This is a genomic window from Spirosoma litoris (assembly GCF_054776755.1).
The window spans coordinates 787,997-807,393 of record NZ_BAAHBI010000010.1; the positions used below are offsets into that span (position 1 = coordinate 787,997).

18 protein-coding genes are annotated in these 19,397 nt (G+C 46.5%); 7 read left to right on the top strand and 11 right to left on the bottom strand.

Annotation, left to right across the window (positions count from 1 at the left end; all coding sequences use genetic code 11):
- Nucleotides 1–8: 8 nt before the first annotated feature.
- The 5 genes from ACYVGR_RS09785 to ACYVGR_RS09805 are packed head-to-tail and all read right to left on the bottom strand — an operon-like array spanning nucleotide 9 to nucleotide 3,799.
- A complete protein-coding gene (locus ACYVGR_RS09785) occupies nucleotides 9–494 on the bottom strand; it encodes a GNAT family N-acetyltransferase (RefSeq protein WP_460955974.1) in 486 nt (161 codons plus the stop codon).
- A 38-nt stretch (nucleotides 495–532) separates the two neighbouring features.
- A complete protein-coding gene (locus ACYVGR_RS09790) occupies nucleotides 533–1,561 on the bottom strand; it encodes a phytanoyl-CoA dioxygenase family protein (protein ID WP_460955976.1) in 1,029 nt (342 codons plus the stop codon).
- A 30-nt stretch (nucleotides 1,562–1,591) separates the two neighbouring features.
- The gene (locus ACYVGR_RS09795; RefSeq protein WP_460955978.1) at nucleotides 1,592–2,089 is read right to left on the bottom strand and encodes a hypothetical protein; all 498 of its coding nucleotides are present in this window, start codon (nucleotides 2,087–2,089) and stop codon (nucleotides 1,592–1,594) included.
- 19 nt (nucleotides 2,090–2,108) lie between these two features.
- A complete protein-coding gene (locus ACYVGR_RS09800; protein ID WP_460955980.1) occupies nucleotides 2,109–3,083 on the bottom strand; it encodes a sulfotransferase family protein in 975 nt (324 codons plus the stop codon).
- Nucleotides 3,084–3,100: 17 nt separating this feature from the next.
- Nucleotides 3,101–3,799 carry an aspartyl/asparaginyl beta-hydroxylase domain-containing protein gene (locus ACYVGR_RS09805; protein ID WP_460955982.1) on the bottom strand — a complete coding sequence of 233 codons (699 nt, stop codon included), beginning with the start codon at nucleotides 3,797–3,799 and terminating at the stop codon, nucleotides 3,101–3,103.
- Between the two features lie 5 nt (nucleotides 3,800–3,804).
- Here ACYVGR_RS09805 and cysC point away from each other — a divergent pair, with 5 nt between their 5' ends.
- The 7 genes from cysC to ACYVGR_RS09840 all read left to right on the top strand — a co-directional run bounded on the left by cysC (nucleotide 3,805) and on the right by ACYVGR_RS09840 (nucleotide 11,679).
- On the top strand, nucleotides 3,805–4,329 hold the full coding sequence (gene cysC, locus ACYVGR_RS09810; protein ID WP_460955984.1) for an adenylyl-sulfate kinase: 525 nt from the start codon (nucleotides 3,805–3,807) through the stop codon (nucleotides 4,327–4,329).
- A gap of 374 nt (nucleotides 4,330–4,703) precedes the next feature.
- Nucleotides 4,704–5,777 (top strand): Gfo/Idh/MocA family protein, encoded by a 1,074-nt coding sequence (locus tag ACYVGR_RS09815; protein WP_460955986.1) that lies wholly within the window; start codon nucleotides 4,704–4,706, stop codon nucleotides 5,775–5,777.
- A gap of 44 nt (nucleotides 5,778–5,821) precedes the next feature.
- A complete protein-coding gene (locus ACYVGR_RS09820; protein ID WP_460955987.1) occupies nucleotides 5,822–6,358 on the top strand; it encodes a phage tail protein in 537 nt (178 codons plus the stop codon).
- Nucleotides 6,359–6,371: 13 nt separating this feature from the next.
- Nucleotides 6,372–6,902 carry a phage tail protein gene (locus ACYVGR_RS09825; RefSeq protein ID WP_460955989.1) on the top strand — a complete coding sequence of 177 codons (531 nt, stop codon included), beginning with the start codon at nucleotides 6,372–6,374 and terminating at the stop codon, nucleotides 6,900–6,902.
- A 28-nt stretch (nucleotides 6,903–6,930) separates the two neighbouring features.
- Entirely contained in the window at nucleotides 6,931–7,464 is a 534-nt protein-coding gene (locus ACYVGR_RS09830; RefSeq protein WP_460955991.1) for a phage tail protein, read from the top strand.
- 6 nt (nucleotides 7,465–7,470) lie between these two features.
- Nucleotides 7,471–8,607: an ABC transporter substrate-binding protein gene (locus ACYVGR_RS09835; RefSeq protein ID WP_460955993.1), complete on the top strand. Its 1,137-nt coding sequence runs from the start codon at nucleotides 7,471–7,473 to the stop codon at nucleotides 8,605–8,607.
- Nucleotides 8,608–8,697: 90 nt separating this feature from the next.
- Nucleotides 8,698–11,679, top strand: coding sequence for a beta strand repeat-containing protein (locus ACYVGR_RS09840; protein WP_460955995.1), 2,982 nt, complete (start codon nucleotides 8,698–8,700; stop codon nucleotides 11,677–11,679).
- A gap of 54 nt (nucleotides 11,680–11,733) precedes the next feature.
- Here ACYVGR_RS09840 and ACYVGR_RS09845 read toward each other — a convergent pair whose 3' ends face one another.
- From ACYVGR_RS09845 to ACYVGR_RS09870, 6 genes are all read right to left on the bottom strand, one after another.
- Entirely contained in the window at nucleotides 11,734–12,537 is an 804-nt protein-coding gene (locus ACYVGR_RS09845) for a helix-turn-helix domain-containing protein (protein ID WP_460955997.1), read from the bottom strand.
- Nucleotides 12,534–13,190, bottom strand: coding sequence for an NAD-dependent epimerase/dehydratase family protein (locus tag ACYVGR_RS09850; RefSeq protein ID WP_460955999.1), 657 nt, complete (start codon nucleotides 13,188–13,190; stop codon nucleotides 12,534–12,536). Before ACYVGR_RS09850 ends, ACYVGR_RS09845 begins: the two co-directional genes overlap by 4 nt.
- A gap of 2 nt (nucleotides 13,191–13,192) precedes the next feature.
- Nucleotides 13,193–14,227 carry an SDR family oxidoreductase gene (locus ACYVGR_RS09855; RefSeq protein ID WP_460956001.1) on the bottom strand — a complete coding sequence of 345 codons (1,035 nt, stop codon included), beginning with the start codon at nucleotides 14,225–14,227 and terminating at the stop codon, nucleotides 13,193–13,195.
- 133 nt (nucleotides 14,228–14,360) lie between these two features.
- Complete coding sequence (locus ACYVGR_RS09860) at nucleotides 14,361–15,965, bottom strand: glycoside hydrolase family 28 protein (protein ID WP_460956003.1); 1,605 nt, start codon at nucleotides 15,963–15,965, stop codon at nucleotides 14,361–14,363.
- Nucleotides 15,966–16,154: 189 nt separating this feature from the next.
- Complete coding sequence (locus tag ACYVGR_RS09865; protein ID WP_460956005.1) at nucleotides 16,155–17,732, bottom strand: hypothetical protein; 1,578 nt, start codon at nucleotides 17,730–17,732, stop codon at nucleotides 16,155–16,157.
- A gap of 198 nt (nucleotides 17,733–17,930) precedes the next feature.
- A complete protein-coding gene (locus ACYVGR_RS09870) occupies nucleotides 17,931–19,271 on the bottom strand; it encodes a hypothetical protein (protein WP_460956007.1) in 1,341 nt (446 codons plus the stop codon).
- Nucleotides 19,272–19,397 lie beyond the last annotated feature (126 nt).

Below are 19,397 nucleotides of genomic sequence, written 5' to 3' on the forward strand. Positions count from 1 at the left end.
AAAAAACATCAAAGCTTCCGGTGCATGATGTAGGCATTGGTTAAGCCGTTCTGTTGGTGATTAAATGCATCCGGGATTTCTCCGATGATTGTAAAGCCCAGCTTTTGCCACAAAGCCACAGCTCGTTCGTTGCTTTTCACTACGATATTGAATTGCATGGCTTTATAGCCGAGTCGTCTGGCCTCTTCCAGCGAGAATTCTCCCATTGCTCTACCCACCCCTTTCCCTGACGCTGTTGGGGAAGCCATGTAAGAACCATTTGCAATGTGCGAGCCCAAATCAGGCTGGTTGTCTTTAAGTACAAACGTTCCTACCACATCGCCGTCTAACTCCGCGACATAGGTGTGTTTATCTGGGCTGAACCAGTAATCCAGCATTTTCTCTTTTGACGAATTCGGATCAAAGGTATAGGTATCACCCCCAGCGATAACAGACTGGATAATTTTCCAAACGGGATCATGATCAGCTGTCGTTACCTTTCGAATAGTAAGCATATATAAATATGAAATCCAGAATTTAAGGGTTAAAGCGCTTACTTCCAATCAGGTTTTACTTCTGTGTGGGCTGGCGCATAATTAATGTATTGAACAAAACGGGCCTCTGCCGATCTATTCGGAGAGCTTCCGTGTGGCAGCGCCTGATGCCAGATGATAAAATCGCCAGCATTGGCAGCAATAGGAGTAGCTCCTAAAGCGTGAAGATTTTGCGTTCGGGGATTGGCCTGAGGAGGAAGTTGTGCAATCCAGTCGTCGATTCGATGCTGAAAGCCGGGTACTAGGGTAAAGGCTCCCTGATTTGGTTGCGTATTGGATAAGTAGAGTATCCCTTGCAACCCAAACGGAATGGGGAGCGTCAGGCTGACATCCCAATGCAAATGTGGACCCGGAAACTGCCAACTTTCAGTTTCAGGTGGATTAAAGCCAACTCGATCGGTTGATACCCACAAATCAGTTCGATTCCACAACTGTTCGTAGGCCTTTCGGATGCGGCTCGACGAGCGATTCTTGGTCAGGATTGGGTGTTGAAACAGTTGGACCATGATGCCCTGCCGCATTGGGTTAGGACGATACCAGGTTTCGGGTTGGTAGCGTTCGATGTCAATTGTTTCACAGATCAATTGAATCGTTTGCTCGCAATCCTCGTGCGAGACCGCATTCCGCACAATCACGTAGCCATATTTATCCCAGTGCGTAAGATCATCGGCAGACAACACGTTGGATGAGTCCTCCTTACTTTCCTGTGGCTCTTGGTTTCCTATAAATAAAGCATTAAAACTGGCTACTTGACTGGCGTCGAGTAACCCAACTGTTACTGATTGAATCCAATCCTCAAATTCAGGAAAGGTAGGGGCCGTATTGTATAAGTAGCGAATTGTTTGTTCGAGACCAAGCCCTAAGGCACTAAGAAGTGTCACATCAAGATTCCACTCATCCTGAAGTGATCCACTGGCTATTAACCCTTGTCGGGTGGCCATTGCTTTCGCCCAATATCGTTTTAAATGCAAAATTCCTAAACGACTATTCTCGGTTGAGGGTGGAAGTTCAATAAGTGGAGTGGTCATACTGTTAAGCTTAGTAAATCAATTTAATGGTTAATTCTCGCGTAACCACATTTTCATGGTCGGGAAACTATTAGGAGAATTAATGCTAACATCATCGGCGAGACCCATCCAAACCAATAAAGGAAGACCCATGTAGTTTCTGGAAGTAAACTGGTCGATGAGCCATTCGCTATCTCCTTTATAGCCAGCCGGATGAAATACAACTTCTGGAGCAATACCAATGTGCAAACAGGCCGCATAGGTCCAGAGTAGAACCGCTATTTCATCGCCCATTTTTTCAGGGCTATTGTCGATAATGTTGCCTGATAAAAATGGACGTTGATCGGGGAGGGTAACCGCAATATGGCCTGCTTCGTGTAGAATGTCACCGGGATATAACAGTTTCTCCGAGTCAATGAATAGCTTCCCTTGGTCAATAAGTAAACCTGGTAAAAAAGTATCATCAGGGAGTGTAGCGTCGCGATTTTCAATGCCGATTTGTGTAACGAAGTCTCGGATAGTCGAAACTAATTCCTGCTTGGTTTTCATGCATTCCTGGCGATTGGTTTTAATAGATGTTGTGGGTTATTCTGGGTTCGGTTGGGGCAACAGAATTTAATTGAGTATATAACGCCATTGCTGGTTGTAGGTAATCTGGAATAGGCTTATTGAGCCGTTCCTCCTTGAATTTCTGATCGGGGTACTTAGCGTGCCTGCTACTTCGCTGTTGGACTAATGACCAGTCTACGATATCAGAAGGTAAATTGAGGAACTGCAAAAATTGCTGCATCATCGCAATGCCATCGGCTTGATAGTTCAACAAAAATGCCTGATCATCCTGTTTGACAATGGTTAGAAAACGCTCTAGGTAACGCTCTAGTACGCGGGCCGTATAGTCGTCAAAATTGGCGGTAATAGCGTCGGCAGGATCGAAACCGAATAAAGCGGGCGGTAATAAACCGGGCACGGCGTGCATACCCCGACGTTTCTGGTGGGAAGCCACAACTTCATCGGGAGATCGATATAGCAGAATAATGGGCACCTCTGGATACAAGCGCCGGATGGTTTCATAATAAAACACATGCCAGCTATCGACCTTTATGAAGAGTCGATTTTCGGCACCTGTTCGTTTATGCCCTAACAGGCGAATCGCGGCCATAAATGCCTGATCCTGTTCATCAGATGATATTGATGGAATATTCAGGCGTAACAACTCGTCCAGAAAAGGGACTTCTGATAAAATAATGTGTTGCTCGTTTAGCCCCAAAAACTGAGATAACAACGTTGAGCCGCAGCGAGATACATGGAAAATGAACGCCGTTGGCGGAACATAAGGTACGTCCTTAGCCATATCGATCATGCCATCCAACGTACTTACAGCCCGCATAATCCCGGAATTATAGGGATATGATTGGCATTTACTAATGGTTTCATCGAAGAACGGTTCCAGAAAACGTAATTCATCCGTATATAACCATTGGCACTTAATGGCATCATCAGATAAGCTGAGCTTGTAGGGAATCCAGTTACAGAGTGGATGCATGACTAGTATTTTCTGATTTAAAGAAGCGCTTTGGCTTCAAGCTGGCGAATTAACTGCCGGGCTGTATCGGTGTCTAGTCGGCGGAGTTCGGCAATCATCTGTTGTCTGACTTCGGCGCTGGGTTCCTGCTGGCGATTTTCTTCGGTGAAGTCATAACGCGCTTGAGCAAAGAGCTTATCTGACCAATCATTTCGCAGGCAATCGATAACGAGATGAATACGCTCGGTGGTACCATCATTACGCACACTATGTGGCTGGTCGAAATTGGCATACCAGCAGTCACCCGGCTGCATAGCCAGATTAGAACCCGCTACCCGAAACTGTACATCATCGGCAGTTTGGATAGGAATATGAATACGGAACGCATTAAATTCGTATGCCAGTCCCTGATCGCGATGCTCCCGAATTTGACTGCCTGGTGCCAGTAACATAAGACGGATCGTCTCTTTAGGACAGCCAAACTGATTAATAACTTCCTGAAAATAAGGGCACTCGGCTAATAATGGGGTGTCTCTATAGCCGATACTACTAGGGCCAGCATAGGCATCGTTAGCGTTGCCTGAGGCCGATCGTAGCGAAATACTCGTCCAGTTACCGGTATAATCTCGCTGATTATAGTGAAGTTGCCAAACGCTACGACGACAGGTTTGCAGATCGGTGTTCAGGCGTTCTGGGTCAAATTGAAAAGGTAACTTAAAGAAATTATTGTTTGCCATTATCGATGCTCTTAATTCAATTGACGGGTCTTTCAGGTGCGGGTAAAACAACACTTGCCTATCAGGCAAAAGCAAAACTGGTGGACATGGGTTATCGGGTTGAAGTGCTGGATGGCGACGAATACCGACGTAAACTCTGGCCCGAATTGACCTTTTCCGCTCAGGACAGGCAAGAATCTGTTCGGCGATTAGGGCACATTGCTGCGCTGCTGAGTCGAAACAAATTAATTGTATTGATGGCCGCCATTAATCCATACGAAAGTGTCAGAAATGAGCTGAAATTGGTGAGTCCAGTTACAAAAGTTGTTTATGTTCAGTGCAATGTAGATGTACTTTGTTTGCGTGATACAAAAGGATTGTATAGCCGTGCTCTACTGCCAGACGGGCACCCCGACAAAATTACTAATTTGACTGGTATCAATGACCCCTATGAGATACCGGCAACCCCTGATTTGATCCTGAATACCGACTCCGAATCGGTTGAGATGTCGACAAAAAAGCTTCTAAAATTTGTAATAGAATCACTCTAGTTTATAATTACCATAACTTACTAGTTGGATAGTAATCGGTCATTAGGTTGATTTCACTTACATGAAAGTGATGAATATTGAGTATAAATACTGGTTTATAAAATAGATTTTGTAATTTATTTAGATTATACATAATATTGCCTTTATAGTATGTAGTTATTATTGATGTAGTGTATTAGTGGTAAAATGAATATATAATAGATAATTTGTATATTAATTGACCACTTACTCAGTAATTACAAGTTGATATGAACCTATTTTGATTACAACTTCCTATCTTTCTAGGGACTTTTTATGCTTGATGTTTACCTCATGAACAGGTAATCTTTTATAAAACCACAGCATAAGCTTTTAACCTCTTTTAACCCGACTGCATGAATCGACGTCTATTTATTAATCAGGCAAGTACTGGTCTACTCTTGCCGTTTCTTCCACTTTCAGGATTTGGCGAAAAAACGTCTGACAGCCGCGCTATAAAGATTGGCTTTGTTGGGGCGAATACCCATCGTCTGGTATCGGAATTGACAAAATTGCCAGGTGTAAAAGTCAGTTCATTTTACGAGAGTGGGGCAAGTTTTAGTGAATTCCTGAATCGGCCTGGTCTCGATGCTATCCTGATAACCGCAACTGGTTCTACCGGAGTAAATCAGGCTATTGCTGCCTGCCAGACTGGGAAATCGGTTTATCTGGCTGCTCCCGGTACGAATACCGCTCTGGCCGGAGAAGCTCTGGTCCAAGCGGCTCAGGCGAGTGGAGTTATTCTTCAAACGGGCTATTCCCATCGGTCACTTCCCTCGTTTCAACAGGCAGCCGCAGCGGTTCAGGAAGGTATCATCGGTACCGTTACTAGCACTAGTGCGTGGCGTTGTACGAATGGAGAGCCAGATCACGCTTATGCTCCTATCGAACTCGACTGCTGCCGATGGTTTATGGGAGTTGATTACCCAACCCATGTAAAAGCATTCGGGAATATAGCGGAAGGGATAGCACCTGCTCTGGCTGCTCGATTCGCATTTGGTGACAAAATCAGTACATGGCAATCCTTACCGACTACGAACACTACGACCGAACAGAAGTGGGGTTTTACAATCTATGGCGATAAAGGCGTGCTGTCATTCAATAGTAAGGAACCGTCCAGCTTTCGGGTACATGACCTTAGTGGGAAACGAATACCTGCGGCCTGGGCAAGCGGAGCCATAACAGATTCTCAGGCTGCTGCTACTTACCATATTACCAATTTCATTGAAGCTATACGGGGTACAACCCTGATCAATGCGGATGCCGAATCGATGCATAAATCTCAGCTACTCCTGCAACTCGCAGCTATTGCCTATCGAGTTAACGAGCCCTTGTTGACCGACTCAGGCAATGGGCGAATTTTGGGAAACTCGGTAGCCATGAACTATTGGGACAAGTCGACTCGCCTTGATAGCGAGCGACTTGGGTAACGGTCAATTACAATTTATTCCTCATGTGTTAACCTTGTCCGCTTATGAATGAATACATAGCGCTTATCAAAATCTTTGCTGGCAACTTTGCCCCCAGAGGAACGATCTTTTGTCGGGGGCAACTGTTACCTATTGCCGAATACACAGCTGTCTTTTCCATCGTTGGCACTACGTTTGGGGGCGACGGCATAACTACCTTTGGTGTTCCTAATTTGCAGGGCAGATCGCCCATCCATATCGGACAAGCTCCGGGTGGGTCAAATTTCATTATTGGAGAGATGAGCGGCCAGGAAAATGTAACGCTAACGGCCAATAATTTACCAACACATACCCATTCGCTTACTTTAACAGGAGCTAGTAGTGGTGCAGGTACATCAGGAAACCCTGAAGGCAAGTATCCGGCTCAAACGGGTACTGAAAATGACTACAGTCCTACGGGAAATGGCAGTATGGCGCCCTATCAGGGGAGTATTACACTTGCTTCAACAGGGGGGAATCAGTCATCGATCTCCCTTATTCAGCCCTATTTAGCCGTTAACTACATTTTCGTTTTAGAAGGCATTTTTCCATCTCGGAATTAAACTAAATTATACCATGACTGAATATCTGGCAATAATCCAGCTTTTTGGTGGGAATTTCGCCCCAAGGAATTTTCTGATGTGCAATGGGCAACTATTAAATATTTCGACAAACACAGCCCTGTTCGCCTTACTTGGAACTACGTACGGGGGCAATGGGACAACCACCTTTGCGTTGCCCGATTTACGAGGTAAAGTATGTATCGGCACCGGACAGGGGCCAGGGCTTGCCAATTATGTGCAGGGGCAGCAAAACGTTGCACAAACGCAAACATTGATAAGCAGTAACCTTCCTAGTCACACGCACGTAGTGACTGGGACGCTAAATCCAGGCTCTTCATCCGACACGGGCGATTCAGCCAATCCTATAGGGAATGTGTCTTCGAGTACAGGTAGTCGAAAAAATTACGGTACTACGAACGATTCACCTCGATTTACAGGAGTCACCGGTACCGCAGGAAACAGTCAACCGTTCAGTGTTATGCAACCTTACCAGGCGGTCAATTTTATTATTTGTGTATCTGGTCTATTTCCTTCCCGCAATTAAACCTTAATCTGAATAACCTTTTAGTCGTATGGAAGAATACATAGCTGTCATCAAGATTTTTGCCGGCAACTTCGCCATGAGGGGGACTGCTTTTTGTCAGGGGCAAATTTTGAGTATTGCCTCAAATACGGCCTTATTCTCTTTAATCGGGACTTACTATGGAGGCAATGGGCAGACCACCTTTGCTTTGCCCGACCTGCGTGGTCGTATTCCTGTTGGGGTTGGAAATGGGCCTGGTTTATCGACCTATGAGATTGGGCAAACTGATGGCTCTATAACGCGTACCCTCACCATCAATCAAATGCCTGCTCATACTCACGCACTCGGTAATATTAATCCAGGGGCATCGTCGGCAGCTGGAACCGTCAATACAGCGCCTAATAACGTGTATGCGAATTCGGGTACAAAACGTAATTATAACTCCGTCGACGATAGCCTGATGGGCCCACTTACAGTAACCGTAGGTCAAGCAGGTGGTGGTCTGCCGTTTAGTGTTGAGCAATCGTACTTGTCGATGAATTATATCATTTTTTTGCAGGGAGTTTACCCGGCTCGTAACTAGAAGCTGATGAGTAAATTTGGATTTCTGGTGCCACGCTCAACGTTATATCCTGGGTTGAGTTTTGATTTGCTGGAGGGTATCAAGACGGGGATGGCTCATCGGGGGCTGACAGACGTTTCGTTTACTGTGGAGAACATCGGTTTTGGTACTGAGCCGACAGAGGTACACGAAAAGGCCGAGAAGTTATTATTGCAGGGCGTCGATGTTGTTATTGCCTTTATGGAGCGACGGTTGGGCGATGAAGTAGCACCTCTATTTGTGGCTGCAAACCGATTGCTTTTTGTGCTCGATGTATTGGGCGATGTTGATCCGTTCACAAACCGTTCGACAACCGGTCAACCCGTATTTTATCATTCACTACAAACCAGTTTGGGGTGTTGGTTGACGGCTCGGGCAGCGGCTGATGAACAAAAGGGGAGTGCCATTATGGCAACCTCGTTCTATGATGCGGGGTATCCGGCGTGCCAGGTAGCGGCCCAGCAGGGACTGCATGCGGAGGGCGGACAAACGGCTCAGTATTTTATTAGTTCGCACCGCCCGGAGCTATTCAGTCTGGACAACATACAAACTACGCTGAATAATGCAACTGTCAATGCAATAACTGCGCTTTTTTGTGGCGATCTGGGTGCCCTGTTTCTAAAACATTACCAATCAATACAAAATCAGGTACCCGTATATGCGTCTCCATTTTTGCTGGAAGAACAATGGCTATCGACCGTGGAGGGGACTGTTAACGGAATCACGGGGTTCGTGGCCTGGTCGGAGCATCTGGATTTGCCAGCTAACCGTGCGTTTATAGAGGCTATTCGTCGGGTTGGTCGTCAACCAACCATTTTTTCGATGCTGGCCTGGGAGGGTGGCCTGATTCTGGCCGATTGGCTGGCAACCAGTTCGCCAACGGATTTTTCGCGTTTAACCACGATTCGACTGGACGGGCCTCGTGGGCCAATTGCTTTTGATGCAGCTACTCACTTTTCGTTTGGCCCATTTTACCGGACCACCATTGTGACCGATGAAACGGGTAAATGCCGACTGGGTGAATTAGCACAAGTTGATGACCTTGAGACTGAACGCCAGCGTTGGCTATCGACAATACCCCAGGGTGAAACGACAGGCTGGAGAAATCAGTACTTATGCATTTAATGAATTTACATACCCTAAAAAGGACACAGTTTGCCGACGTGGGCCTTCCTGACTAATTGGCTATCCAAACCCATTAAACGTCCCTCTTGTATGAAAAACAATTACTTTTTTCTACTTCGCTTTCTTTTTGTGGTAGCACTGACCGCCAGCTCAGCGAAGCCCTTGTTCGCTCAAACAACCCTGGCCGCTGGCGATATTGCCTTTGTGCGCTACATAAGCGCCGATGATGGTTCTGGCGGTACTCAAAATGATGAATTCACCTTCGTCCTGCTAAAAGATATTGCCAGTGGTACGGTCATTAATTTTACCGATTATGGCTGGACATCAGCGGGTAAGTTTCAGGAAACATTTGGGTCGGCAACATGTGGCGCTGGTAATCATGGTTCCAGAGTTGATGGTATTGTAAGCTGGTCAGCTACAGCGGCTTACACGGCTGGGCGACAGATAACTGTTAAATGTAAATACAATCCCTCGGCTAATGTTGGTACCGCCACTGGGGTGCAAACCTCTGCTGGACAAACCTATTATATGTCGTTACCGACTGGTGGTGATCAAATTTTCGCTTACCAGGGTACATTCGCTTCACCTGCATTGATTGCTGGTATCAGTATCAACAAAAACTGGGATGCATCGCTGCAACCTTGTGATTACACGGCCACTCAATCTGTTTTGCCAGCTGCGTTGAGTAATAGTAATGTTGCTATTTATAATGCAGGGGATGATGCTTTCTCGGCTTATTATAATTGCTCAACGTCATCGACTGGGGCAGCTTCGTTACGCACAGCAATTAATACAGCATCGAACTGGATCACAAATAATAACGACAACTCCGACTCATCCATCCCGATTCCTCCTGCGTTCCTATCTACTCAATGCACGCTCAGCGTTGTTACAACCCAAATTACAGGGCAGCCTGCCAGTAAAACAGCCTGTGCTGGTTCGGGTACTACGTTTACGGTTGCAGCAAGCAATGATGCAACAGGTTACCAGTGGCAACTATTCAGTGGTGGCAATTGGGGAAATTTAAGTAATACGGCACCTTATTCAGGCGTAACATCGGCTACTTTGGTTATATCGAATGTAGCTGGCCTGAATGGAAATCAGTACCGTGCTATTGTAACCGGAGCTACATCGGCAACATCTGCCAGTGCTACGCTTACGGTTGGGAGTTCTCCGCAAAATATAAGTTTAACACCAAGCGGCACGCTGAGCTGTAATACCACAACAGTTACCCTCACCGCAACCAGTACGGGTGGAACGAGTTACGTTTTCAGTGGCGTGGGCATAACAGGCCAGAACAGTAATACGGCTACCGTTAACCAGACAGGATCATTCACCGTCGTAGTAACGAGTGCGGATGGTTGTTCGGCGAGTGCTACAACTACAGTTACTGGCAGTACAGCACCTCCTCAGAATGTAAACCTGACCGCTAGTGGTCCGTTAAGCTGTACGACCACGACCGTTACACTAACGGGTAGTAGTACCGGCGGGACCAATTATGTATTTAGTGGGCCGGGTGTAACAGCACAGGGTAGCACGACGGCCACGGTCAATCAGGCAGGTACGTATACGGTTGTTGTAACGGGGGCCAACGGATGTTCAGCCTCGGCAACCACAACTGTCACGAGCAATACGGCTACAGTTGTGGTCAGTAATCCTGCCACCAATGTGGCTACAGTAGGTACAGCGTTCAGTCAAACAGTGACGGCTTCTAGTGGAACAGGGCCGTATAGCTTCAGTATTAATAGCGGTAGCTTACCCGATGGTTTGAGTCTGGCTACCAATGGTACCATTTCAGGGTCGCCCACAGCGACAGGGAGCTTTACCATAACGGTACGGGCAACCGATGCTAACGGTTGTTCAGGGGTTGGTGGGTCGTATGTGATAACCGTAACCAACGCCGTTCCAACCGTAACAGGTTTAACGGCCAACCCTGACCCATCTTGTGTAGGCAATCGGCTAACCTTTACGGCAACAGTAGGCAACGTAACAGGCAGTTATAACTTCACACTTACGAATGGTTCTATCAACATACCTGGTACCAGCAGTAGCTCGGCATTTTCACAGACATTGATTTCAACAATGTCGGGCTTTCAAACCTTCACCCTAACGGTAAGTAGTAATGGTCAATCCGCTTCGGATACGTATGAAATGGTTATCACTGCGCCACCTGCGTTCACGCTGACAGCTAGCAATGGTGGAACACTTACTTGCGGACAAACAAGCTTGACGCTAAGTGTTGGGGAGACTGATTTTGCTGTCTTTAGTGGCCCTGGTATTGTGAGTCAAGATGGTGGAATGGGCATTGCTGTGGTGAATGCCGCCGGTGTTTATTCGGTAACGGTTACGGATAGCGAAGTAGGTTGTTCCAGTGTTGCAAGTACAACCGTGAGTAGCAATACGGCAACTCCATCGCTCAGCATTAACCCGAGTTCGTACACGCTAAGTCAAGCGAACCCAACGGTTAGTCTAACTGCTGTAGGGACAGGGACGTATAAATGGTCTACTGGGGCTACTTCGCAAGTGATCTCGGTTACGTCCAGCGGAACGTATTCGGTTACACTCACCAGCCCTGGTAGTTGTACGGCTACGGCCAGCGTTCCGGTAGCGGGAGCTGATTTGACCGTAACGTTGGATTTGCCAGAAGCTAACTTTACCAGTTCGGGTACGGCTTCTGTAGGTAATTTCGTTGTGAACGTGTACGAAGTGGGTGGCTTGCCTACCTCATCAGGGAATGTTCGGATTACCGTGACGGTACCTGTGGGCTATACACTTTCTTTTGCCCCCGGCCAGACAAGTATTAATGTAACGGGGGGCACAACCACAACGGTGAACAACTCGCAATGGACAGTATCGAATACGCTGGCGGGGCGTCAGATGACTTTGACGATGAATTCGGGGGCCTTTATTAGTGCAGGAGGTACCTCCCGCTTAGGGTTTAGTATCACTCGGACAACCGCCAGCTCCGGCAGTACCTCCAACATCACTGTAAACGTAGCGGATGACCTAACGATGAGTTATGACGCGAATTTGGCCAACAATGGCTACGCCCGGATAATTAGTGGGTTATAGAGGTTTCACTGAATCCTCCACAATAGCAAAAGGCGACCAAGTGGTCGCCTTTTGCTATTGTGGAGGATTGCCAGATTCAGAAAGTTCTGTTGCTGTTGCGCCAAACTCCTTTTTAAAGGCAAATGAAAAATGCGATAAATCTTCGAATCCTAGATCCTGATAAATATCTGTGGATTTTTGCCCTTTTTCTTCAATCAGGAAACGGGCTTCCTGTAACCGTCGTTTCACCAGCCAGCGATTGGGTGTTTCATCAAAAATGGTTTTGAAGTCTCTTTTGAAGGCCGACAAACTTCGCCCGGTAAGGAAGGCAAAGCGCTTCACGTTTACGTTGAACTTATAATTCTTTTGCATAAACGCTTCCAGATCTACTCGGCCGGGAACGCCATAATCAAATAACACGTCTGATAATTCGGGCTGTAATGCCAGGAGGATCAGCAATAATTCCTCTCGTTTTAAGTCAGAAAAAGTAGTGCTGATAATGCCGGAACCATTATAGTAAGGTTCCAGCGAAAGCAGAAAGCTGTTGATTAATTTATCTTTTTTGATCCGAATGAACGCATCTTTTGACGGGTGCTTTTTTAACGTTATGGTATGTTTTTGCTGGAAATTTTTCAAAAATGGTTCATCAAAAAAGATAATTACTTTTTCGAACTCGTTGTTCGTTTTTATTTTGTTGTAGCGTGCCAGTCTGTTTTTACGAACCAGGCAGCTTTCGCCGGGGCTGAGTATATAGTGTTTGTTACCGTCATAACCGTTCATGGTTCCTTTTGCCAAAAACAAAAAGAAATGTTCGGTAATGAATTGCTCCGGCGAAATAGCCGGGCCTACGAAACACGATTTTATTTCCGTTATCTTCATTGCTTCGCCTGCAATTTTATATCCTGTACTTCCAAAATAGATTTGCTATATCCTTTGGCTACGCAGTTAATCATGGCCAACCCAACTTCCCGCATGGTGCAGGTCCAGTTAGGAAGAATGGATAGCCACAACGGATAAAAAGCTTCGAAAACACGGTAAATCAGTCGCACATTCTGTTGTCCTTTTACCGGTTTCATAAATCCAGGCCGAAAAGCATATACAGCTTTAAAAGGTAATTTCAGTAACGCATTTTCGGTTCGCCCTTTTACTCTTGCCCACATAACTTTACCCTGTTCAGTACTGTCGGTACGATTTCCTGAGACATAGATGAAGGTCATTGCTGGGTTAATTTCTGAGAGCGTTTTGGCAAATGGAACGACAAAATCATACGTCTTTTTGGTAAACGATGCTTCATTTTCGCCGATAGAACTGGCACCAGCGCAAAAGAAGCAGGCGTCATATTTTTTCAGTTGCGTACTGTACTTGTTGATGTCTGAAAAATCGTTTACAATCAACTCGCTTAGCTTTTCGTGTTTGCGGGCCAGTGACCGTCTATTAATGATAAGTACCTCTGTTACTACAGGGTTTTCCAGGCAAACCAGCAAAACACCTTCGCCTACTAATCCTGTTGCACCGGTGATGATCAGTTTCATGGCTATTTAGTTTTTACAATACCTAAGTTGATCAAACTAGTGGCAGTCGCTAAAATTGCCTCTTCGGTAGAACGTGGTTTCCAGCCTAGTTTTGAGATGGCTTTTTCACTACTTGCTCTTTTTACCATGCCTAAATACGGCTCAACCGCTTTGAGTTTCGGATTGAATAGGGCCAGTAATTTAATGAGCCAATTCGGTAATTCTCTGGTTGGGACAGTCGTGGCTTTTTCGCCCAGATTTTTCCGGAGCACTTGGGCTATATCCAATAGCGAAAAACCGTCTCCGGCAACGGCAATAAAGCGTTGTCCGTTTGCCTGAGGCATTGTCATCGCTTTCAAATGCAAGTCGGCAACGTCACGAACATCCACGTACCCCGAAATTAGTTTAGGGCAGGCTTTCATACCACCATTCAGCATCAGTTTAATATTTTGAATGGAGTGTGAAAAGTCGTCCGATAAAACGGGACCTAGCACACCTGTAGGATTTACTACGGCAAGTTCCATCCCGGCACCTTCCGTTTCTATAAAATTCCAGGCTGCTTTTTCCGAAATGGTTTTCGATTTTTGATAAGGAGCCACGGTTTCGTTCAGCACTGTCCAGTCTTCTTCCGTGTACGGAGTAGTTTTTACGGTACCCATACCCACTGCACCAAACGCCGACGTAAGTACCACTCGTTTTACGCCTGCTTTCCTGGCTGCCCGAAGCACAAACAGTACCCCGTTTTGGGCCGGGATAACGAAATCATCTTCTGTTTTTGCGTCCGTATGAGGTGTGGGCGACGCTACGTGAATAACATACTGGCAACCTTCCGTTGCGTTTTCCCAACTCGCTTCATTTTCTAAATCAGCTTCTGCAAAAGATAACCCCTCAACTGAACGCAAGCCGCCTTCTTTCAGCATTTGTTTTACCAGCTCAGATTTGTTGAGTGAGCGAAGGCTAGCTTTTACTTTATACCCACTCTTGAGTAACGCAATGATGCAATAAGATGCAATAAATCCTGAACCTCCAGTTACTAATACGGTTTGTTGAGTTTCCATGTCATGATTGAACGTTTGATACTGCAAAGTTCAGCCATGTTATGAAATTGTGATTTGTTGAAAAGTCCAAACTAGTTTGCTGGAAAGTCCAGATTTTTCTAAAGAAGTTCTATCAGATGGTGGGTTATCACAGCTACTGGCCGATATTGCCAACCCAAACGGCGTATTTCTTAGTCAATTTAGTTGGTTTCTGAAAGCCTCGGAGATCATTTCCTATTAATACAAGGTCGGTCTGTGGGATTGTTTCCAGTTGCAGAAACATAGAACCTGTCGACTGGAGCCTGGGCTGACAATTCGCAATGCGTACTTTCTTGCTGGCTGTTACGCGGATATAAGCTTCACTTTGGGCCGAATGCATCGCTGTAACGCCATCCACTATTGCCTGATCCACATCGTTAAGCACAATGGCTGGCCGATCATCCGATTTTTGATAGGACAAGTGTAGGTTACGCAGCGAAAAGTTGCGGACATGGCGTACCTGAAAACCATAGGCATTGTTTACGCCAAATTGCTCCGCATCTGGATATTTCTTCTCATTCTCCGGCAGAGCTCGCTGAGCATCCGCCAAGGTGCCACCTCCAGCAAACGAAATGGAAATATTCGACAAATGCACATTATCGAGTTCATGATTAGGTAAACCAGCCACTAAACACCCCAGCTTAGATGCTCCAGTAGCCACGATATTCGATAACTGCACATTCCGGAATGTACCTATCGGAACCTCACCCTGATCTTTCTTATACGGCCTTGCCCGGTTGCCAAGTCGCAGAAAAATGGGTACCTGAGGCCCATCGATTCGGATATTGTCGATGACGATGCCATCCAGTTGACCGCCATCTACACTGGCCAGTGTTATACCACTATTGCCCTGAGGATTACCGTAAATAGCCTTGTCTGAAATGGCAGAAGGCCGGACTACACAATTGGTAATGGCAATATTCCGAAACCCACCCGACGACTCGGTGCCGCATTTAATGGCATTGCAGTGGCTACTGAGCATACAATTGCTGATCACGACATTCTCGACGGGCTTTTCATTCATGCTCTTCAAGGTAATGCCATCGTCGTCGCTATCGCCAAGGCAATTCACAATCCGTACGTTTTTACAACCGTCGATGTCCATCATATCATTGTTTTTATTGCTATGATTAAACACCTCAATGCCATCGATTAGCAGATCTTCGCAGTTTAAGTAATGTTGCATCCAAAACCCTGAATTTCGCAGATGCAGGCCGCTGATCGTTAACCCTTTTACGTTAACAAACCAAAGTAGAAATGGTCGGCAGTTGTAATTTTTTGGGAAGAACGGCGAGCTATCAGTAAATGCGCTTCCTTGCCCATCAATCGTACCTTGCCCTTTCAGGGTAATATTTTTTTGACCTTCGGCATAAAAAAGTGCAAAGTGAATATGCTCACTGCCGTAGTAGGAAATGGTTGGTGTAATGACCGGATACTGGCGTATATCGGGAGCGCCAACTAGGGTGGTACTGGCAGGAATCTCCAGCGTTACGTTGTCTTTCAGAAAAATGGTTGCCGTAACGTACTTTCCTGTCGGAAAGAAAACCGTTCCCCCTCCCTGAGCAGCGCATTCGTCAACAGTTTTCTGAATGGCTTCGGTATCCAGCGTATGGCCATCCCCTTTAGCTCCCCGGCTTTTAACCGTAAAAACGTCGGACTGCTGGGCGAATGAAGGCGTGCTCAGCCAGATTAAAGCACTGAAAAATAATTGTTTATACATACACAACATGCTACAATGATAAGCGCAGCCATCCTGGTAGTCTTGTCGTTGTCTACAGCCCGGCCACTGAGTATACATACTGGTTTGTGGCTCAATCGTACCTGTTTTAGACTGAGAATTTTCGTGAGGTGTGAAACCGAAAAAGGCGACCAGATGGCCGCCTTTTTCGGTAGTATAATGGGCTGATGTTTAGAAAAATACACCCAGCGATAGCATAAGGTTTGTGTTGCGATTGCTGGTAGCAACCGTCGGTGTATCAGCACTGCTGGGTAACTCAAAAGGAGAGTAACCCGATTTGTATGTTAGGTAAGAGCCTGATACGTCAGCAAAAAAACGATCATTTCGGACGCCTAATCCGGCAGTAAGGAGCAGTTTAGAACGGTCAGCTTTGGCTACTCGATCCAGGTCGATTTTATAAGCGCTCGGCAAATAGGCTACTCCGCCCCGTAAACGAAGAAGACCCGCCCGAATTTCGGCACCCGCCCGAATGTTGATCACATTTTGATAGGTATCCTGAACAAAGCGCTTTACATCGTTTTTAAAGTCGGTGTTGTCCTGCGCGTTCGTGAAAGATGAGGTACGTACCCGCATTCCCTGGTAATTCACATACTCTGCTGTTGCGGTCAGGAAGCCAATTTTCCCATTACCGATAAAGTAGGTAGCACCACCTGATGCCCGCAATGGGGTTTGTAGCGAATACGTAAAATCATTCGACGGATCAACCACATCGACATAGTTGGTCTTCAGTTGCAGATTAGGGTCTTTGGCGACTGCTGTCAGAGTTTGGCTAAATGTTTCGTTGGCGCTACTGAAAGTAGGGGTAACGATTGTTGCACCTACCTGAAGTTGCGGAACTAGTTTATAGATAAGACCAAACGTAGCGTTGATCCCGTTGCCTCGTACACTTAAGCCATTCGTCTGGCCGTAGTTCGCAAAGGTTTTCCCATTTACAGGCGTTTCCAGAAAAACGACCTGCGAATCATACTTCAGGTGGGTTAAGGCAATGGAGCCACCAATGTACAGCTTGTCGTCCAGGTTTCCCGAATAGGCGAATGTCCATTGGGAGTGAGCGCCCGAGCGAGTAATGGTTGAGCGTTGATCTTTCTGCGTAGTGGCATCATACCGTGTATAAGGCGGGCCTGAATAACTTGGATTTGTGGTTGTGGTCGGGTTGATCAGGAACAAACCGTAGGCCGCAGCCTCTTTAAAATCGGCCTGACGGTCATTCGGATAAAACCCGTTGATTAATTCCGTTTCACTGTACTGCGCTGCATTGGCCGAATTAACATAGGTCTGCGCAATAGACGAGTTTGGGTTGTTATTTAAACCACGGGCATCAACGTAGTCAAAGAAGTTCGCTGACTGCGAGTAGCCTACACCAAACGAACTTCGGCGCCAGCGGCTACTGCCGTTGTTGTTTTTTCCGGGCAAAATAAGGCTCAATTGCCCAATGCTGACTTTGCCGCTGCTGCCGGTTGTCTGTTGACCTAAAAACGTGCTCTGATTGTTAGCCGATGTAAACATCGGACTAATGCTAAGTTCCGAACGGTTATAGAAGGCTAAACCGGCCGGGTTGCCCCCTAAGTTGCTGGCATCACCCCCCAACGCTGTGTGGTTACCACCAATGCCCCGGAAACGAGCGGTGCCATTTTGATTAAAATCGGAGTAGCGAAAAGCATCATCGGCATAATCAAAAGCAGCTCCCTGGCTAAAGGCCAGATGAGATGCGACCATGAAAGCTACTGTAAAAAAGGAATGTTTATTCATATTCATAAAGCTTTATAAAGCGAATAGGTGGAGTGCAAATGGCTTCAAATCTACGCTACGAACTAGTTCTTAGAACAGATTACTCTGTAAACGTTTAATTACCCCATTACAAATATGTGAGCTCCACAACACATACAAAACGAAAATCCCCGCCGATTGTCTAATCAGCGGGGATTTTTATTTATAATTTAATTCCTGTTAGCGTGGGCCACGTCCGCCACCGCCTGAGTGACCACCGCCACCACCCGAGAATCCACCACCTCCCGAAGGAGCGCTGAAGCTTGGTGCGCTATAACTACGGCTGGGCTGGCTGTAGTTTGGCTGGCTGTAACTCTGCTGAGGTTGACTATAGCTACCCCGGCCGTTTTGGCTCTGATAAGACGAAGATGGCTGTTGGTAGCTTGGCTGATAACTGCTTCGGCCGCTACCGCTGCTATAGGTAGAACCACTGGTCGAAGGGGTGTAGCTACCCCGATTGCTCTCACGTGGCCGAGCGTAGTATTCGCTGTTGCCATTGCTGGAGCCGCTGTTATAAGAAGGAGCTACTGTGTTGGTGCTAGTCCGTCCGTTACTGCTCGAACTGTTGTCGTAGTAGTAACTTCCACGATTGCTACCACCGCTAGGACGAGCATAGTATCCATCACTTCTCGACGTTGCGCCAGAGTTAGCGCTCGTGCGGCCCCCTGCTGGATTATATGTCCGAGCCGAGTTATCAAAAGGAGCTGAATAACGCCCTGCCGAACGATCGGCTGTTCGGGCATAGGTCCGGGTGCGGTATGGGTCAGCACCAACTACGTAAGCATTGTTAACGTAGGGGCCACCATAATATCCTCCGCCGTAGTACGATGAATAGAATGGACTGTAATAACCACCATACGCATAGGAGCTATAGAACGGATCATAGAATGAACCGTAGCCGAATGGTGAATAGAATGGGCTGTAAGCAAAAGCACTGCCATAGAAAGGAGAGTAGAACGGCGAATAGAATGGACTGCCGAAGCCAAATCCAAAGCTGTTGTAGCCGTAACCACCAAAACCCATCCCCATGCCCAATCCTAAACCAAGACCGCTGTAGAAGCCTGTATTGTTGTAGCCCCAACGGTTCCAGCTGTAAGCCGATGTTGTAGCGGCATTGTAGCCATTTACAAAACCTGAATTATAAGCGTTTGAACTATTGTCGTTCCAGCCTGGATCGGGCGAGAGACCCCGATTTAGTTTACGGGCACTTAATTCGGTGTAATACTCATCGGTGTTGTTCGTGCCCGTTGCACCATACTGCTGATCGTCGACGTAATCAGGATTGGCATTGCGGAGGGAACGTTGCTGCTGGCGGTCGTAGCGTTGGAGTGAACGACTCGACTGCTGGCCACTGTAACCATCCGACTGTCGATTGCTGGCATATACAGGTGCATTACCAGAAACACCATACAGATCATCCGCTTCGCTGGTGTTCTGCGCAGTCTGGCGGCTGGAGGTACAACTCCAGATACTAAACAGAGCAGCCAACGTCAGATAAGAATATAGTCGTTGCGTTTTCATTTGGCAAGGGAATTAAAGTAACAAAAACTCATAAAAACTGCCATTTTAATCTATAACACTAGAATGACAGGTTTGATTACAAAAATAGAGTAAAAACCTATCTTTGCAAGTTATCTTTTAGTTAGA

What these genes read in the sequence shown, in the direction of transcription:
- ACYVGR_RS09820 (WP_460955987.1), top strand. Translation starts at nt 5,822, where the DNA reads ATGAATGAATACATAGCGCTTATCAAAATCTTTGCTGGCAACTTTGCC.
- ACYVGR_RS09815 (WP_460955986.1), top strand. Translation starts at nt 4,704, where the DNA reads ATGAATCGACGTCTATTTATTAATCAGGCAAGTACTGGTCTACTCTTG.
- ACYVGR_RS09835 (WP_460955993.1), top strand. Translation starts at nt 7,471, where the DNA reads ATGAGTAAATTTGGATTTCTGGTGCCACGCTCAACGTTATATCCTGGG.
- ACYVGR_RS09850 (WP_460955999.1), bottom strand. Translation starts at nt 13,190, where the DNA reads ATGAAACTGATCATCACCGGTGCAACAGGATTAGTAGGCGAAGGTGTT.
- ACYVGR_RS09860 (WP_460956003.1), bottom strand. Translation starts at nt 15,965, where the DNA reads ATGTATAAACAATTATTTTTCAGTGCTTTAATCTGGCTGAGCACGCCT.
- cysC (WP_460955984.1), top strand. Translation starts at nt 3,805, where the DNA reads ATGCTCTTAATTCAATTGACGGGTCTTTCAGGTGCGGGTAAAACAACA.
- ACYVGR_RS09790 (WP_460955976.1), bottom strand. Translation starts at nt 1,561, where the DNA reads ATGACCACTCCACTTATTGAACTTCCACCCTCAACCGAGAATAGTCGT.
- ACYVGR_RS09795 (WP_460955978.1), bottom strand. Translation starts at nt 2,089, where the DNA reads ATGAAAACCAAGCAGGAATTAGTTTCGACTATCCGAGACTTCGTTACA.
- ACYVGR_RS09825 (WP_460955989.1), top strand. Translation starts at nt 6,372, where the DNA reads ATGACTGAATATCTGGCAATAATCCAGCTTTTTGGTGGGAATTTCGCC.
- ACYVGR_RS09855 (WP_460956001.1), bottom strand. Translation starts at nt 14,227, where the DNA reads ATGGAAACTCAACAAACCGTATTAGTAACTGGAGGTTCAGGATTTATT.
- ACYVGR_RS09840 (WP_460955995.1), top strand. Translation starts at nt 8,698, where the DNA reads ATGAAAAACAATTACTTTTTTCTACTTCGCTTTCTTTTTGTGGTAGCA.
- ACYVGR_RS09870 (WP_460956007.1), bottom strand. Translation starts at nt 19,271, where the DNA reads ATGAAAACGCAACGACTATATTCTTATCTGACGTTGGCTGCTCTGTTT.
- ACYVGR_RS09805 (WP_460955982.1), bottom strand. Translation starts at nt 3,799, where the DNA reads ATGGCAAACAATAATTTCTTTAAGTTACCTTTTCAATTTGACCCAGAA.
- ACYVGR_RS09865 (WP_460956005.1), bottom strand. Translation starts at nt 17,732, where the DNA reads ATGAATAAACATTCCTTTTTTACAGTAGCTTTCATGGTCGCATCTCAT.
- ACYVGR_RS09785 (WP_460955974.1), bottom strand. Translation starts at nt 494, where the DNA reads ATGCTTACTATTCGAAAGGTAACGACAGCTGATCATGATCCCGTTTGG.
- ACYVGR_RS09830 (WP_460955991.1), top strand. Translation starts at nt 6,931, where the DNA reads ATGGAAGAATACATAGCTGTCATCAAGATTTTTGCCGGCAACTTCGCC.
- ACYVGR_RS09800 (WP_460955980.1), bottom strand. Translation starts at nt 3,083, where the DNA reads ATGCATCCACTCTGTAACTGGATTCCCTACAAGCTCAGCTTATCTGAT.
- ACYVGR_RS09845 (WP_460955997.1), bottom strand. Translation starts at nt 12,537, where the DNA reads ATGAAGATAACGGAAATAAAATCGTGTTTCGTAGGCCCGGCTATTTCG.